Below are 18,071 nucleotides of genomic sequence, written 5' to 3'. Positions count from 1 at the left end.
TAGTGAGCCGCTAATGTATAGACAATTTCGAAAACATATCATCTCTTTTTGCTGTGCGCTAGGACTGATAGGAAATTTGTTGGCTCAGACTTCAGATTCTGTCTCGCAGATCATTTATTTTGAAGGAATCGACAATAAGTATATTCCAAAACAGTCGGCATTTGATTCTTCGGAATTAGAAATAGTGAAAAAATCTCTTATCGCTGAAATGCGACAAGATGGTTATTGGTTGGCGAGTTATGATTCTACTCAATTGGTCTCCGATACACTAAAGGTATTTGTATATCAGGGGAGGTCATTTGAAGATGTTGAAATTACGATTATTGATGATAATAATTCTTTAAACAAGCTCTCCAGGTTTCCGAAAATTAAAACTGGCAAGATTACTTCACCAAGCCAAATCGAACTCGAAATAGACCAGCTTTTGGAATATCTGGAACGAAACGGATATCCATTTGCAACACTTTCAGTTGTATCTTCAGCTTTTTTAGATGATAAACTGAGCCTCCAGCTCAATTTAGATATAGGCACAAAAATCACTTATGATAGTTTGACTGTCAATCCAAAGGGACTGATCAAGCCGGCATTTTTAAGTAAGTACCTTGGGCTAGACTTCGGCAAAAATTATGATGAAAGAGATATTGCTCAGGTTGAAGACAGAATCCAGTATTTGCCTTTTTTATCGTTAGAAAAAGTGAGCACTTCATTCAAGATTAAAAAAGCCAGTGTTGAATTGGATTTAAAACATCGGAAGGTCAATTATTTTGATGGTATACTTGGACTTGTGCCCGGTCAAGATGGAGAAGGAGTAGAAGTAACAGGTGAGCTGGATTTGAGTATTAATAATTTATTCCAATCAGGAAAAAAAGTTGAAATCAATTGGAAAAAACTAGAACCAGGATCCCAACAACTGCATGCTTCTTATTTACACCCGATACTATTAGGTTCACCGCTTGATTTTTATTTTGAATTAGATCAAATCCGGCAAGATACCATTTACTCTAATCGCTCCTTGCAAGTAGCCTTTGATTATCGAACATCAAAAAATTTGAGTATGCGCGTGAGTTATGAAAGTTTGTTGGGAAACGAGCTAGACGACTTTTCTGGAACTAGCGGTGATTTTAATATTGACTATTATGGGCTCTCTTTTGACTGGCATCACCTAGATCAGCTTTTCAATCCCAAAAATGGAATTAGAACAAAGTTTATAGTCAACGTTGGAAAAAAATCAGTTACAAATGTAGACACACCCATTCCCGAATCCACACAATATAGATTACGCGCTACCATCGATTGGTACAAAAAGTTCTCTACTCGATCCGTACTTTATGTTTCTTCACAGAATGGCTTAATATTCAATGATTACTTGTATTTAAATGACCTCTTTCGGCTGGGTGGTTTGAAAACCATAAGAGGCTTCAATGAATTAGAGTTTTTCGCTTCCAAGTATGCCTTGATCAATTTGGAATGGAGATATTATATTGAAGCGAGTTCGTACTTAGTTGCATTCTATGATCAGTCAATCATGTCTTATGAGATATTAGGCGGATCTCATTCCGATCGCCCTTCTGGGCTTGGAGCTGGCATGCAATTCAATACTGATCGAGGTAATTTTAAAATTTTATATGGATTGGGTAAAAGGGATGGGGAGTCATTTTCGTTCGCTACTTCGAAAATCCATTTTGGATATACTGCCATTTTTTGAAAAGGTATTGACTTTTGACTTACTTTGAGCCAAATATTCGCTAACTCATGATCGAATCCATTCTGATATTTTTCTGGGCACTCTTAATTTCCATGTTTTCTATCCCTACTATTATTAGTGTAGCACATAGCAAGCGCATATTGGATGAACCTGATTTTAGAAAATTTCACGACATCAACACCCCTAGATTAGGAGGGCTTGCCATTTTTGCTGGCTTTATGACGGGAGTAGCTATTTTCGGACAGATGTCGCCAGGCATCCAACAGCTATTGGCGGGTAGCTTGATCATCTTCTTTGTTGGTGTCAAGGATGACATTAATGGTGTTTCGGTATTCAAAAAGTTTTTTGTTCAGGTACTTGCAGCTGGCATCGTACTTTTTTATGCCGATGTACGAATATCAAGTTTTCAGGGCTTCATGGGTGTATATGATTTGGATGTGGGGATGAGTTATGCGTTTAGTTTTTTAGTTATTCTTTGTATCACCAACGCAGTTAATCTTATCGATGGAGTAGATGGATTGGCTGGATCGATTGTGGTAATTATTTGTATGACTTTTGGAACATTTTTCTATCTCTATGGGGAAGCTAGTTATGCGTATGTGTGTTTTGCCCTCACTGGAGCTATGGTGGGTTTTTTAAGATATAACTTACTAAATGCCAGAGTTTTCATGGGTGATACTGGAGCTTTAGTGAGCGGGTTTATTATTTCTGTATTAGCCATTCATTTTATCGAAATGGATAGAGCAGCCTCAGCACCTGCATTAGCAATAAGTATCCTGTTTATCCCAATTTTTGATACAATTAGAGTATTTATAATACGAGTATATCGAGGGGTGTCTCCGTTTATGCCTGATAGAAATCATGTCCATCACTATCTCAGCGATCTTGGTCTTTCTCATTTACAGGTTGTGATTGTATTATCGATTGTCAATTTAGCCGTCATTGCATTTGCATTTTTCTTTACTTATTTAGGAAATTCAGCATTGCTTATCATCATTGGGCTGTTTGCTGTATTGAGCAGTTTGCTGCTCGAAATTCTTCTTAAAAAAATGGGCACTCGGGTAAATGCTTAGGTGGATAACTCTTTTCATATGCTTATTTAGCTATTTCATATATCATGATTCTCATGCTTCAGATACTGAACTGAAAAATTTACGTTGGGAGTGGGAAGTGTATGATGACGATGCTGGTCATTTTGTGCCATATTTTAAGCAACAAAAAACCCAAACAGTAAGATTCAACGTTGATCTAAGTAAGTACCGAGATTCATATCTTAAACTCGATTTACCTCCAAATTACTTTGTTTGGATTGATGGAAAATTGGTCTTTTCGAATTTAACAGAAGGCACACGATTTTGGAAGCTGGACAGCTTAAATAAAATATACAAAAAAGGTCAAGTACAAATGACCTTATATGGCTCTGAAGTTATAAGCCAGGCAGTCGGTACTTCAGTAGTAAACATTCAAAGTGAAGATTTAACAGAGGATGTCAATAAATTTTTTTTGCAGAGAAATGATCATGGTCAATTGGATAATTTTATTATCATTTCTATCGCTACACTTTCCTTAATTGCACTTTTTCGAGCATTTAATTTTCGTTTGTTTCGAGAGTATTTTTCTGTGGGAAAGTCTCTTCAGCTCCGACAAAACTTTGATTTGATTACTGCGCATGCACCACTATCTTGGCCGAATATGGCTTTTATGCTGTTTTATGCTGTTTTGGTGGGGAATACAGCAATGAATGTGGACCTTTTTCTTACAAGACCCATTTTTGATGCTTCATTTGATCTATCGGCGACCAGTAATCTTTCTCTTGGCTTCCATGTTTTTGCAATTTGTTTGGTGTTGATGATAGGCAAATTGATTCTGATAACCATTGGCACAGAGCTTTTCAAAATAAACAAAGTCAGAGCTGTTCACTTCTTTACTTATTTTAGACAATCGCTAATTATGGCCATGATAATGTTTTCTCTAAGTGTAATCAATGGAATTCTTGGAGGGATGTTAGTCGATGAATACTGGAATTTAATTCAGCTAATATTGGTATTGGCTTGGTCTGGACGCTTAGTTCTAATATTTTTTGTTTTAAATAAGATTTATACCTTTAGAAAACTTCATTTATTTTCTTACCTTTGCAGTTCAGAAATGATCCCACTGTTGCTATTATTTAAGATTTTCTTAAAATAGTTACAAAATGGTTTTCAAATAGGTTTATTGGAATGAGTGAAGAATTATTGATTGAAGACAAAGCTAGGCTAAAGAAAGTAACAAGTATTTTGGTTTCTCAGCCAAAGCCTACAGGTGACAAGTCACCTTATTTTGATCTCGCAGAAAAGTATAATATCAAAATTGATTTTAGACCTTTTATACAAATCGACCCCGTCGACATTAAGGAGTTTAGAGCTCAAAAAATAGATATATTAAAACATTCTGCAGTTATTTTTACTAGCCGAAATGCTGTTGATCACTTCTTTAGATTGGCCGCAGAAAGCAAAGTTGAGATTCCTTCAGATATGAAGTATTTCTGTATTTCAGAGCAAACGGCTAACTATCTCCAGAAGTATATAGTAATTCGAAAAAGAAAAATTTTCACTGGCTCAAGGACTGCTACAGAATTACTCGAAGTGTTGAAAAAACACAAAAACGAGAAATATATTTTCCCTTGCTCAAATATTAGAAAAAATGATATCCCTGACTTTTTGAATGAAAACGGCTTCGATTGCACAGAAGCAATTATCTACAAAACAGTCGCTAGTGATCTTTCTGACTTGGCTGATGTTAATTATGACGTTATTGCATTTTTCAGCCCTTCTGGAATTAATTCATTGATGGTTAATTTTCCTGACTTTGAGCAAAAGAAAACGAGAATAGCTGCATTTGGCCCGACTACTGCTCAGGCTGTACGGGACGCAGACTTAATTCTTGATATTCAGGCACCACTACCAAATGCTCCATCCATGACAGGAGCTCTAGAGTATTATATTAAGAAGGCCAATAATATTTAAGACCTGCCATCTAAAATAGTGGTGTTCTAGGTAAGGGTATTTTCAATTTTTGCTTATTATTACATAACACGTTGTATACGTGATGTGATTACGAACCCTTATGAGGAGAATTATTATTATAGTTGTTCTACTGACTGCGATTAGTATTAAATCTAATGCGCAACAGGATCCTCATTTTACACAATACATGTTCAACAAATCCTATTGGAGCCCAGCTCTGACGGCTTTGGACGAAAAAGGGAGCATAAGCATAATTAGTCGATCTCAATGGCTAGGTTATGAACCTACTTACGAGCAAGAAGGAGGTGCACCTTCCACTCAGTTCTTAAATTTTTCCACGCCATTATCAATAAAAAAGATTCCATTGGGTGTAGGCGTAAATGTGGTATATGATAAGTTGGGTGTGTTAAACAATGTGCAGGCACAAGTGTCAATCGCTTACCATAAAAAATTAAACAGAGGTACGTTGAGTTTTGGGATAAGACCGGAATTTTTGAATAGTACCCTCGATTTTTCAAAACTTCGATTTGTAGACCCTTCTGACCCAAAGAATGTGCAAGCCAAGGAATCTCAATCTGTCATGGATTTGGCGTTCGGCATGAGCTATTCTACGGAAAACTACAAATTGGCAGGAGGCGTCAGTCATTTACTGGGGCCCGAAATGAATTATGGATTGGAGGGCTCAAGTACTGAGGACAATAAAACCAGTATGATCTTTAATCTTTATGGAGAATATAATTATCGACTGACTTACAATGTAGATTTAACGCCTTCCATATTAGTAACATCTGATCTAAATACCTATTCTATTGATGTAAGTGCAATTGCTACATACAATAAAAAATTGTGGGCTGGATTGAGTTACAGAAACAATGAAGCATTGGCGTTATTGATGGGTTATTCTTTTTTAGACAACAATCAATTAAAGGCGGGTTACTCCTTTGATTACATTATAAAGGATCAGTCGGCCAAGCAACCCACTTCCCACGAAATATTTATACGTTACGATCTGCCATCCATCTCTACTGGAGCCAAGAAGATTATAAGAACTCCTAGATTTCGCTATTAAATAAACATTTAGTTTGCCGATAATGGTTGTAAAGCAGGTGCTTTTCTTATTTTAGCAATGTGTAATTATTTTTGTTCAAGATTTAATGTATCTTGAATTGTAAAGATTATATTTATGGTTTAAACCGTGCAATATATTTTGTGTATACTTGTTATGTTAAAGTATGAATGTTATAAAAATTGTGTTATGAATAAATTTAGTGTAAGCCGAATTTTTTCGTTTCTTTTTCTATTTATTATTCTTGTTGGGACTCAGAGTTGTAGCCTTCTAAATATTTTTGGTGGAAAGGGTCAGGCTATTGACAGCAACGGAGAATTAATAGGCGCACAGGGACGTGAAGGTTGGGAAATGACTCGGCCATTTGGTATGGTAGCAATTCCTCCGGGAACCTTCCATATGGGACAGGCAGATGAAGATGTAGCTGCTACTCAAATCAACTACAATAAGCAGGTAACGATCGGACCATTTTATATGGACGATACTGAAATCACCAATAACGAATACCGTCAATTTGTTGAAGACATAACTGAAGGATCAGAAACTGATCTTCCAGAAGGTTTTGTTGTTGAAGATTTGGTTCCAGACTCGACCGTATGGGTAAGAGACTTTACGCATCACATGGGTGATCCTATGATGGTGTATTATTGGTCTCATCCAGCTTTTGATAACTACCCCGTAGTTGGAGTAGATTGGGAAGCTGCCAAGTACTTTTGTAAGTGGAGAACAGATCATTTGAATAATTTCAGAGCAGATCGTGGTCTTTTCCCAATGCCAAATTTCAGATTGCCATCTGAAGCGGAATGGGAATATGCTGCAAGAGGAGGAAGAGATATGAACAAATACCCATGGGGTAGTCCTTATATCAGAAATAAAAAAGGTTGTCTATTGGCAAACTTTAAACCTGGTAGAGGTAACTATTTTGATGATGGATTTGCATACACTTCTCCAGTAGGAACTTTCTTTGCCAATGATTACGGACTTTATGAAATGTCTGGAAATGTTGCCGAGTGGGTAGAAGATGCATTTAATCCATCTGCGATGCCATTGGTTTGGGATTTGAACCCTACCTATTTTGATGAAGAAGAACCTAAGAAGGTCATTAGAGGAGGCTCGTGGAAAGACATCGCCTATTATCTAGAGACTGGAACTAAAACTTATGAATTTAAAGATTCAACCAGAGCATCTATTGGATTTAGATGTGCTATGACCCATTTGGGACGATCTGGAGGAAATGAATTTTAATTATTAAAACTGTATTAAATAACCTAAAATATTAAATAATATGAGTGCGAAAAAAGGTGGATTTAAAGAGCTTTTGTTTTCAACAATAATGCCAAAAGTATATGGTATTGGAGCTGCTGTAGTAATTGTTGGTGCCATGTTTAAAATTCTTCACTTGCCTGGTGCTAGTGAAATGCTAACCATAGGGTTGAGTACTGAGGCCGTAATATTTTTCTTAAGTGCGTTTGAACCAAAGCACGCAGAAACAGATTGGTCTAAAGTTTATCCAGAACTTGCAGACGATTATGATGGACCTAAAGCACAGCCACGTGCTGCTGTCCCTGCAGCTACTGGAGGAGCTTCTCAACAAATGGATAAAATGTTAGCCGAAGCAAAGGTTGGTCCAGATTTGATAAAGAGTTTAGGAGATGGCATGCGCAACATGGCTGATTCAGCTTCTAAAATGTCCAACTTAGGAGATGCTTCTGTAGCAACAAGTGAGTATGCTAATAATGTGAAAAACGCTTCTAAGTCACTCATAGAAATGAATAAATCATATGCCTCTACTGCTGCATCAATGGCAGATATGGCAAATGCCTCAAAAGATGCTTCTGAGTATCACTCACAAGTGAAAAATGTTACCAAGAATTTAGGCGCACTCAATGCAGTATATGAAATGGAACTTCAAGACGCTAACAGTCATGTGAAAGCGATGAACAAGTTCTATTCAAATGTGACTTCTGCCATGGAAGGTATGGCTGAAGCAGCTAAGGATACTGAAAAATTCAGATCAGGAATGACAAGTTTGAATACCAATATTACTTCTTTGAATGGAATTTATGGAAGTATGTTGGCAGCTATGAGAGGTGGGGGAGATACTTCATCAGCTAAATAAGTTAAATAATTTTTTTAACCTTAAAAAGCGAATATTATGGCTGGAGGTAAACAATCCGCAAGAGACAAGATGATAGGCATGATGTACTTGGTACTGACGGCTCTATTGGCTCTGCAAGTAAGTAATAGTGTTTTAGAAAAATTTATTTTCATCAATCAGGCTTTTGAAGTTACCAATGATGAAAAAATTGGAAACAACGCTAAAAAACTAGAGAGTATTCAAACCACTGTGGCAGATGCTGGTAATAGAGAGGCTGATGTAGCAGTATTAACAAAGGCGCAGGAAGTAAGAGCAGCAACTTCAAAAATTCTTAAAGAGATTGAGGTCTACAAAGAAGAGTTAGTTGAACGAACTGGTGGAATAGTTGATGGTGTATATCTTGGACAAAAGGATATTGACGCTGCTCCTGCTTTGTTTGTAAACGAAGGTGAGGGAGAAGTTCTCAAAGAAAAATTGAATACTTACTCGGAATTTTTAAGAACGACTACAGGTGATGAAGATATTGGTAATCTAGCTAAAGATGCTAGTGAAATTGATGTTTTCAAAAATGATCCAAATCAAAACCAAAAGGGGTTTGCAGAATTGAACTTTGGACATAATACGCCAATGGTAGGTGCACTGGCATCGCTTAGTCAGTTTCAATCTGATGTGATTACAGAAGAAACTAAAGCTTTAGAGGATTTAGCAGCGAAAGTAGGAGCACAAGATTTGAAATTTGATCAAATTGTTCCCATGGTAAAACCACATTCTAAGGTTGTGGCAGCTGGTACAAGATATGAAGCTGATCTGTTTATCGCAGCGTCTTCTTCTTCTGTATCTCCTACTATGACTGTAGATGGTGAAGAAATTGAAGTAGTTGGAGGAATGGGTAAAGTGTCATTTACAGCTACTCCTGGTAACTACGATAAATCTGGTAACGCTAGCAAGTCTTTTATTGGAGCAATTAGTGTAAAAATGCCAGGTGGACGAGATACAACTTTTGTAGATACGATCGAGTACATAGTTTCAAAACCTGTTATGCAGATTCAGTCTGCCTCTGTTCAAGCTTTATACTTGAACTGTGGAAACGAATTGGATGTGCAAGTGCCTGCAATGGGGACTTCTTATAATCCTTCCTTTTCTACAAAAGGTGGTTCAAATATAACTGGAGCAAATAAAGGCGAGGTAGTTATTATCCCAAGTTCTGCAAAAGTTACATTGAGTGTATCGAGTAGTGGAAATTTAATTGGCACTCAAGATTTCAAAGTTAAAAGAATACCTAAACCAGAGATTGTGGTCTATGGCAAAGGTGGCCCAGTTAACTTGAAGAGAGGTGTGAAAGGAGCACCAAGATCTTTAAAATTGGCGGCTGAACCAGATGAGTCATTTGCGCAATTTTTACCAAAAGACGCTAAGTTCAGAGTAGCTGAATCAGAAGTGAATTTAGTAAGAGCTGGCAGATCAGTTGGTAGTGTGAGACCAAAGGGTCCAGATCTCAATTTATCATCAATTGCCTCTCAGGCTAGAGAGGGTGATGCTTTGGTAATTGAGGTGAAAAAGGTTCAAAGAAGAAATTTCAAAGGTGATATTGAAAACTTCCCTAATTTTGGACCAAGAATCATTACGATAAGAATAAACTAAACAAATAGGTTATGAAGAAATTTTGTTATGTAATTGGCCTTTTTGTATGTTTTGCTCTATTCAATGTAGAGTTGAGTAACGCACAGGAAAAAGTAGACGGGTATAATAAGGACTCTGTTTACCCTGTGAATGAGGCATACAAAATGTTCAAAAAGACAGTTTGGAGAAGAATAGATTTGGAGGAAAAACAAAATGCTCCTTTCTTTTCTAGAAACGGTGAGTTATCTACAATAATTATTGACGCTGTAAAAGCAGGATTGTTATTCCCTTATACAAATGACTCAGTGAATACAAGAATGTCAAAAGAGACATTTTTGGAAAACTTGAAATTTGAAGAGGAAGGTGGTGGCCTTACTCAAGAGGAAATAGACATGGGCTTTGGAGCGAGTTCTGATGATGATTTTTTCGGAGGTGGAGGTGATGAAGGAGAAGAACCTGAAGAGGAAATCATTGACAATAATGAATTTGCTACGCGTGACTTCTCAATTGCTGAAATGAAAGAAGAAGTATATTTTGATAGAATGAGATCAAGAATATTTTATGATATTCAGTCTATCACTTTATTTCTACCAGCTGATAAAAATCCTGCTTTGTTTGAGAAACCATTGGCTTCTTTCAAGTATAAGGATTTAGTAGCGTTATGGAGAAGTATGCCAGACGAAGCGATTTGGTATAATGCTCAGAACATGTCAGAACATAGAAATATGGCTGATGCATTCAACTTGAGATTGTTCGGGTCGAATTTGACCAAAATTGCCAATCCAAGGGATGATAGGATCGTAGATATCTATACAAAGTCAAGAAGAGATGCAATTTTAGCATCTAAACAATTAGAATATGATATGGTTGAGTTTGAGAATGAACTTTGGGAATTCTAAAAATCAACCACGCACTGATAATATTTAAAAGGGATCATTTTGATCCCTTTTTTTGTATGTAATTGAATACAATGTTGGCTTTCGATTTTCCTATTTCAGCCGCTAGCTCATGTACGTTGCACTGGCTGATTTTATTGTAAGATTTGAATTTGGTCAATAGTTTTTGTTTTGTTTTTTCGCCAATACCATCAATAAGGTCTAATTCAGATTGGACTTGTTCCTTACTTCGCAGTGAGCGATGAAAAGTGATAGCAAATCTGTGTGCTTCATCACGCAGTTGTTGGATGAGTTTCAGTGATTCAGATTTCTTACTAATATGTAAAGGGATGCTGTCTTCGGGGTAGTAAATTTCCTCTAGCCTCTTTGCAATTCCAATAATTGGTATTTCTGTATAGATTCCTAATTCTTTAAGTGCATCGCAAGCCGCATGCAATTGACCTTTTCCCCCGTCTATCACAATCAAATTGGGAAATGGCGATTCTTCTTCCTGAAGTCTTCTATATCTTCTTAAAACTATTTCTCGCATGGAACCAAAATCATCTGGACCTATCACTGTTTTTATCTTAAAGTGACGATAGTCTTTTTTAGAAGGCCTTCCATTTTTAAAACAAACCATAGAGGCCACAGGGTTAGTCCCCTGAATGTTTGAGTTATCAAAACATTCAATGTGATTGGGAATAACTTTTAGTTTAAGGTCGTCCATCAGCTGCTGTGTTACACGGCTTTCTTTTTGTTTTGACTTTTCTGCTTGTGAAATGGCTTCCTTTTTATGGTATAATGCATTCTTGAGAGATAGCTCAACCAGTTTCTTCTTATCACCGATTTGTGGCATTATAATTTCTACTGATTCCTGCCAACATTCAAATAGCTTATTGCTTAAGACTGTATTGGATGTGCTATTGAATCGTTCACGCAATTCAATGGTTAGGAGCTCAAGAATTTGTTCATCAGTTTCATCCAAGCGCTTGGAGACCGTGAGAGAATCTGAGATGTTAATAATTCCATTGTCAACTCGCATATAATTCACAAAGGCTTTCTTATCTGTAGAGGTAATTGTAATGACATCAATCCCTTTCAATTTTTTGTTGACAATTACCGTTTTTGATTGAAATTTATCCAAGAAGTCAATTTTACTTTTGAATTCTTGAGCTGTTTCAAATGCCAGACTTTCAGCTGCTGTTTTCATTGAAGACAAAAAATGGTCTTTTACAATTTTGAGATGACCTTTGATGATATGTCGCGCTTGATCAATTTCCTTGAGATATTCACTTTCTTGCTGCAACCCTTCGCAGGGTCCCAAACAATTACCAATATGATACTCTAGACAGACTTTGAATTTTTTATTTTCAATGTTTTTTTCTGATAACAAGTAATTACAAGTTCTAACTTTATACAAACTTTGTATCAATTCTAATACGTTGTTAAGGGCTTTTACACTTGTGTAGGGGCCATAATATTCCCCTTCATTTAGCTCGTCCCTTCGTGTAGAGAAGATTTTAGGGAAACGCTCATTTGAAATGCATATAAAAGGAAAACTTTTATCGTCCTTCAATAGGATATTGTACTTGGGTTGATTTTCCTTGATGAGATTATTTTCGAGTAGGAGTGCGTCGTACTCAGAGTCTACAATTACGTACTCTACATGATCTATTTCCTTGACTAGTTTTCGAGTTTTTAAGCTGTTGCCTTTTTGTTTGTTAAAATAGCTTGATACTCTTTTTTTAAGGTTTTTGGCTTTACCTACATAAATCAATACTTCCTTATTGAAGTATTTGTAAACACCTGGAGCGTTTGGTACTGTTTTTAAATCAATAGGGTATTTTTTTTCACCCAAAATGCAGAAAAATTAAATGTCTAACTCATCAAAACCCAAGTCAAGGCTGAGTGAATCTGTTGAGTCTGTTCTTCCTTCATAGTGATCGCAGTCTAATTCTACGCCAAGGGGCGTACTAGGTTTTTTGAAATAACCTTTTTCTACCCCAGTTCTTGGATCTTCATAAACCTTAAGCATGAAATTCTCCCAGATGGGTCGAGCAGTTTTACCTCCCTGCCCAAGTGCCCAATGTTTGAAATGAATGCTTCGGTCATCACCTCCAACCCAGGCACCTGCCACTAAGTCATGAGTCACGCCCATGTACCAGCCGTCAGACGCATTTTGCGTAGTTCCAGTTTTTGCGCCTATTTCATTGTTTTGTTTGAGTCTATAATCTAAAGCATGTGCAGAACCACCCCTCTCTTCCATGGCTCCTTTGAGCATATGGATCATGAGATAAGCTGTTTTCTCACTTAGGGCTTCCCTCCTTTTGGGAATAAAATCCTGGATGACCACTCCGTTTTTATCCTCAATTCTTGTGATAAAAAATGGTTGCGTCCAAACACCTTGATTGGCAAATGTAGAGTAAGCCCCTACTAGCTCATATAATGATACTTCACCAATACCCAAACAAAGTGCAGGTACTGCAGGAAGGTCACTTTCAATACCACAAGTGTGCGCCATATCTACAGCTGCTCTTGGGGTAATTTTTTGCATAATACGAGCGGTTACAGAATTAACAGATGCAGCCATTGCCCTACGAATAGTCATTGTTTCTCCAGTAAACTTACCATTGGCATTTTGCGGTGTCCAAGTGGGTTTTTCTGGATCGTCCAGCATCCATGTAACTGGTGCATCTACAGCTGTATAACATGGGGAATAACCTAAGTCAATTGCAGCAGTATAAACAAATGGCTTAAATGTAGACCCAGGCTGTCTTTTACTCTGCTTGACGTGGTCATACTTGAAATATTTGTGATCAATACCACCTACCCAAGCTTTGATGTGACCAGTCTGTGGATCCATAGCCATGAAACCAGCCTGTAGAAAGTGTTTGTAATACTTCAGAGAATCGATCAAGCTGAATGTGGTATCGATCTCGCCTCCCCAACTAAAGACTGACATGTCTCTGGGGTAGTTGAGCCAGTAGTCTAACGAATCAGAGTTTTCACCGTACTTTTCTGCAAGAGCCCTATAATTTGGAGTTCGTTTGATTGCTTTGTCTACAAAGTCCAAGATTTCATTACCCTCTTCATCTATCCATGGTGCGTCCCCTTGAAGGTGGTTAATGAAAACACTTTGTAAAGTATCCATTTCTTCAGCCATTGCTTGTTCGGCGTAAAGTTGCATCCTACTATCAATGGTGGTGTATATTTTCAGTCCATCTGCAAATAAATCGTAATCATTTGTTTTAGCCCAGCTCATTAAGAAGTTTCGCATAACGGTTCTGAAGTAGGTAGCCAAGCCCTCATTTTGATCCTGCACTTTGTATTGTAAACCAAAGTCAGAGATTTTCAGAGAATCGTAGGCCGCTTGGTCTATTTTTCCATATTTCAATAGGTTGTATAGTATCTCTGTTCTTTTCTCTATGGCAAATTCAGGATTCCGAATAGGGTTATATCGAGTGGGTTTGTTGATCAGTCCGACAAGAATGGCTGACTCTTTATGATTTAGTTCGCTTGGCAGTTTATTGAAATAAGTCTGAGCGGCTACTTTGATTCCATACGTATTGTTGCCGTATTCAATTGTATTGAGATACATGGCCAGTATCTCTTCTTTGGTATATGAGGCTTCCAATTGTACAGAGACAATCCATTCTTTCATTTTAATAATGAAAATACCCAAACCTGGCACATCACTGAGTTTTCCACCAAGATCTCTGGTCTTAAAAAGGTTTTTCGCCACCTGCTGTGTAAGCGTGCTGCCACCTCCTGCATTTTTATTTCCCATGAGGATGGTTTGAAAAAGTACTCGGCCAAGTCCTCTTAAATCAATGCCTGAGTGTTTAGTAAAACGAATGTCTTCGGTTACGAGTAATGCATCAATGAGTTCTTGCGAAAGGTCATTGTATGCGACTTCTGTTCTGTTGTGACGGAAATATTTTCCAAGTGAAATGCCATCCGCTGAAAATAGTTCTGATGAAAGATCTGGGTCGGGCTTTTCAAGAGATTTTGTACTCGGAAGTCCGCCAAACAAACCAAAGGCATCAATTTTGATAGAATAAAACATGAGAAAAATTGCCAGAACGCCAGTGGCAAGCAAAACCCAAACTAATGTGATTAGTCTTTTGTATTTTTTCATTGCTGGTAGTTTTTCCTGTAGAACACTAGATAAGTATCTAGCTCTTTGGTTTGGTAGAGAATATTAAAATTGTCTTTTGTAATTACGAAATTATAAAATTTGCCAGTCTTATTAATTTTTTCTGCAGGCTTTTCAGCTTCGACTTTTTCATTGAATGCTATTGCAGATTGTTTGTCAGCAAATTCTGAAATTAAAATCATTGAGCGTTTTTCGTCAAGGATTAAATTTCCAATTTTCAAAGGACTGTCCTCTGGTATTTGTGTTTTGAAATATTGTGGTAAAGCATCTGATAGCTCTTGGTCAGTCTGATAAGCAAAAATGAAAAAGTGTGGTTTTTCAAATTTTGGGATAAACTTAGCTTTTGTGCTATTGACTAGATTGATTTGATATTGCTCAGAAGCCGTAACTAATGAATCGGCGTATGGCAACAATTCGCTTTCTGAATAAGTTTCAATGAAATTGTTAAGTTCATATTGATACTTATATATTGTTTCTGATTTTCCCTGAACTAGGATTTTGAGCAATGCCATATTATCTACAAAGTCATTATCTGGGAATTCACGCAATCCATCATTGATCAAGTTCATTGCTTGCTGATAATCTCCCATTTTATAACTAGCATAGGCTTGTGCATATACCAGTTTTAACTTTTCACTAGCAGCTTGTGACTCTGCTCTGTAATTTGGATTGATTATTATTTTAGCATAAATGCTCTCAGGCGCTTCATTCAGCAATAGATTTTTGTAGTAATCAGACTTTGGAATGTTTTCTAATTCCTTAAAAATGATATACAATAAATACATGACTTCATGTCTGTATTCTGATGATGGAAAGCGATTGAATAGACTTTCGTAGGTTTCAGCGGAGTTATCTTTTTCATCCAGGTCGAAGTTGTAGATTTTACCGAGTTGATAGGTGGCTTCTTTTATTTCATCCAGCAGTGTTTGTTTATCTTCATCACTTTGTGGCAAAGTCGCTACTAGTTCCTCTTTATTAATTTTAAATTCCCCTTCTCCTTCATCATCCTTGTTTCCAGATGTTTTCTTTCCGTCAGCATCGATACCTACTTCTTCATCTGTTACGGCTATGGAAGTTGCGCTGTTAGATCTTCTCCAATTGTCTTCTAATACTCGATCCCCCCATATTCTTCTAAAATCCGACTTACCTCGAGAAACAGCACTGGTATTGTAAAAATACCAAGTGGTACCTTCATAATTATTTGCTCCGATGCCACCTGTATTTTGAGAGAAAGCACTGGAGTTGTTGGCTGCTAATCGTTCAGCATTTCGTTTTCTTTTCTTCTCCTCTTCTCGCCGTTTCATTTCGGCAGCTTCCTCTTGGGCAATATATGAATCAAGAAACCGATCCAAAGAATCTGCCGACAGTTTAGTTAGATTCAGAAGACTATCATTATTATGAATTATAGTGTATTGCTTCACGAAATTTTCTAGTATTTTCTGACGAGCCTCTATTTCAGCATATTCCAATTCATCCTTTGGAAGTACGCTAAGCGTACTGTCGTAGTACAGCTTAGCCAATTTGTATTCAGCTAGACTGTCGTAGTAAATTTTACCAAGACTTAAATAACTATGCGCCTTCTGTCTGTTATTATTTATGCTGGATCGAACGGAAGAATTGTAGTAAGTAATCCCCTGATCCAGATTGCCATGACGAACTTCGAATTTGGCCATTTCATAATAAATCTTATCCTTGAATTCTTCGTTTTTTCTATCCCGTAGTAATTTTTTAAAATATTTTCTAACCTTTTTGGCATCATTAGTTTTGGCTAACTGAGTGACCTGAGCCATATTTAATTTGGTATAGAATGAAAGTTCGTATGAAGGGTTGTTTTTTAATGTTTGCCTGTAGTAATTGTATGCTTCACCGTCAAACCCTAAAGATTGATATACCTGACCTATAATGAAATTAATTCTTGCTCTTTCTTTAAAGTTAGTAATGAGTGCCTCTGCCTGAACAAGGTTTTGCACCATGTTATTGTAGTCTGCACTTTTTTGATACAGATAACCACGGGTGAGGTATAAATTTTTGAGATTTTTCTTGTTTAGTTTTTCCTTCTTTAAATAATCCGATACCGCAATTGCGTTGTTACTTTCTTTATACTCTATAAAAGTTCTCATTAAAGCGACCAGTGCCTCATGCTTAGCATTATCATCTTTTCCTTTTGTATTTACGTATTTGAACGTTTCTACAGCATTTGGAAAATCAAGACTATAAAATCTGGCCTTTCCAACTAATACATAAGAGTCGTCCTCCCATTTGGAACCTTTATGCCTTTGAATGGCCAATGAGGCTTTTTCAATACAGTCTTCAATTTGGTCAGAAAAAGAATTTGCGGAAGCTGAATCAAACTGCGGAAAAATCGGAAGAATCAGGTTGTAATTCCATTCGTATTGATCTTCAATGGTCTGTTCAATGGCTTTGATATGCTCTAATGCAATAAAGTAGGCATTGTAATGGGCGGTCATGTTGTGATAAGAGTTACTCATCACGTTATTTTTTTCCGGAGCACAGGAACACAAAATAACGGCAAGGCCGAGCAATAACTTTATACTTCGATGGATCAAATTCAATGTTTTCGAATAAACGCCAATTCAATTGCAATTAATACAATATTGGCTTACTAAATATCTATTAATATATATTTTTACCGCAAATCAGAAGCAAATTCCTTGGAACAAAAAAGAACTTTATCAAATCGACTAACAACCAAATATTTACTCATCATAAGAAATGAGGAGAATTTTGCGGAAAAATCCACCTATAGTTTTACTTATTCAAAGATTATTTTGGTTTTGGTGCTATCCTTTTTTGCTTTTTTTGGATTGAGCTTTTACTTATCTACTTCATTACTCGAGGCATGGTTTGATCCCAGATTTGCTGAATTAAAAGCGACCAAAGAAGTCATGGAGTTAGCTACAAGAGTTGATTCCCTTAAAAATGAAGTAGATATAAAGGATGAATTTATAGCTAATATTAAAACTATTATGTCCGGTGAGGATGCCCAATATACCGATGTGGACAATTCTGGCACCATAGAAAGCAGTGAAATAACAGAGATAGTTGAGTCTCAAGTCATCAATCCGATTGATTCCCAATTTAGGGAGGAATTTGAAAAAGGGGGATTAGAGTTTCAATTGACTGACAATCGATTGTCTGATGAATTGCAAGATTTCTTTCTATTTAAACCAGTCGACGGGATTGTATCAGAACACTTCGATCCGCAAATCGATCATTTGGCAATTGATATAGTTGCCAAGCAAGATGAACCAGTGAAATCAGTAGCCGATGGCACAGTTATTTTTGCGTCCTGGACTCAGGATAGTGGCTATGTCATGGCTATTCAACACAGAGGCAATTTGATCTCTATGTACAAGCATAATTCGGATTTGTTGAAAAACGTAGGTAATTTTGTGACCGCAGGAGAAGTTGTGTCTATCATTGGCAACACTGGTGAGCTCACTTCAGGCCCGCATTTGCATTTTGAACTGTGGTACAATGGCAATCCCATTAACCCAGAGGAATTGATTAGATTTTAATAAACAC

13 protein-coding genes are annotated in these 18,071 nt (G+C 36.9%); 10 read left to right on the top strand and 3 right to left on the bottom strand.

Annotated features, from left to right (window positions below; genetic code table 11):
• Positions 1 to 13: 13 nt before the first annotated feature.
• From ABJH98_RS18285 to gldN, 9 genes are all read left to right on the top strand, one after another.
• Positions 14 to 1,705, top strand: a complete 1,692-nt coding sequence (locus tag ABJH98_RS18285) for a ShlB/FhaC/HecB family hemolysin secretion/activation protein (RefSeq protein ID WP_348309221.1) — start codon at positions 14 to 16, stop codon at positions 1,703 to 1,705.
• Positions 1,706 to 1,752: 47 nt separating this feature from the next.
• Positions 1,753 to 2,778 (top strand): MraY family glycosyltransferase, encoded by a 1,026-nt coding sequence (locus ABJH98_RS18280; protein WP_348309220.1) that lies wholly within the window; start codon positions 1,753 to 1,755, stop codon positions 2,776 to 2,778.
• Positions 2,771 to 3,892, top strand: coding sequence for a DUF4271 domain-containing protein (locus tag ABJH98_RS18275; protein WP_348309219.1), 1,122 nt, complete (start codon positions 2,771 to 2,773; stop codon positions 3,890 to 3,892). The genes ABJH98_RS18280 and ABJH98_RS18275 overlap by 8 nt, the downstream gene beginning before the upstream one ends.
• A gap of 32 nt (positions 3,893 to 3,924) precedes the next feature.
• Entirely contained in the window at positions 3,925 to 4,710 is a 786-nt protein-coding gene (locus ABJH98_RS18270) for a uroporphyrinogen-III synthase (protein WP_348309218.1), read from the top strand.
• A 100-nt stretch (positions 4,711 to 4,810) separates the two neighbouring features.
• Entirely contained in the window at positions 4,811 to 5,779 is a 969-nt protein-coding gene (locus ABJH98_RS18265) for a type IX secretion system membrane protein PorP/SprF (RefSeq protein ID WP_348309217.1), read from the top strand.
• Between the two features lie 186 nt (positions 5,780 to 5,965).
• A complete protein-coding gene (locus ABJH98_RS18260; protein WP_348309216.1) occupies positions 5,966 to 7,021 on the top strand; it encodes an SUMF1/EgtB/PvdO family nonheme iron enzyme in 1,056 nt (351 codons plus the stop codon).
• Positions 7,022 to 7,061: 40 nt separating this feature from the next.
• Positions 7,062 to 7,895, top strand: coding sequence for a gliding motility protein GldL (gldL, locus tag ABJH98_RS18255; protein WP_348309215.1), 834 nt, complete (start codon positions 7,062 to 7,064; stop codon positions 7,893 to 7,895).
• 36 nt (positions 7,896 to 7,931) lie between these two features.
• Positions 7,932 to 9,515 (top strand): gliding motility protein GldM, encoded by a 1,584-nt coding sequence (gene gldM / locus ABJH98_RS18250; RefSeq protein WP_348309214.1) that lies wholly within the window; start codon positions 7,932 to 7,934, stop codon positions 9,513 to 9,515.
• Positions 9,516 to 9,526: 11 nt separating this feature from the next.
• A complete protein-coding gene (gene gldN / locus ABJH98_RS18245) occupies positions 9,527 to 10,393 on the top strand; it encodes a gliding motility protein GldN (RefSeq protein ID WP_348309213.1) in 867 nt (288 codons plus the stop codon).
• A gap of 34 nt (positions 10,394 to 10,427) precedes the next feature.
• On the opposite strand, the gene uvrC is transcribed toward gldN, so the two are convergent.
• From uvrC to ABJH98_RS18230, 3 genes are read right to left on the bottom strand one after another with little or no spacing between them, the layout of a single operon-like run.
• Positions 10,428 to 12,227: an excinuclease ABC subunit UvrC gene (gene uvrC / locus ABJH98_RS18240; protein WP_348309212.1), complete on the bottom strand. Its 1,800-nt coding sequence runs from the start codon at positions 12,225 to 12,227 to the stop codon at positions 10,428 to 10,430.
• Between the two features lie 12 nt (positions 12,228 to 12,239).
• Entirely contained in the window at positions 12,240 to 14,507 is a 2,268-nt protein-coding gene (locus tag ABJH98_RS18235; protein ID WP_348309211.1) for a transglycosylase domain-containing protein, read from the bottom strand.
• Positions 14,504 to 17,014, bottom strand: coding sequence for a methyltransferase (locus ABJH98_RS18230; RefSeq protein ID WP_348309210.1), 2,511 nt, complete (start codon positions 17,012 to 17,014; stop codon positions 14,504 to 14,506). Before ABJH98_RS18230 ends, ABJH98_RS18235 begins: the two co-directional genes overlap by 4 nt.
• Positions 17,015 to 17,197: 183 nt before the next feature.
• Here ABJH98_RS18230 and ABJH98_RS18225 point away from each other — a divergent pair, with 183 nt between their 5' ends.
• Positions 17,198 to 18,064: a M23 family metallopeptidase gene (locus ABJH98_RS18225; RefSeq protein WP_348309209.1), complete on the top strand. Its 867-nt coding sequence runs from the start codon at positions 17,198 to 17,200 to the stop codon at positions 18,062 to 18,064.
• Positions 18,065 to 18,071: the final 7 nt, after the last annotated feature.

Source organism: Reichenbachiella sp. (assembly GCF_039969095.1).
Taxonomy (GTDB): Bacteria; Bacteroidota; Bacteroidia; order Cytophagales; family Cyclobacteriaceae; genus Reichenbachiella.
Note: the sequence above shows the minus strand (reverse complement) of the source record. Positions and strands in the feature narration are given on the sequence as shown.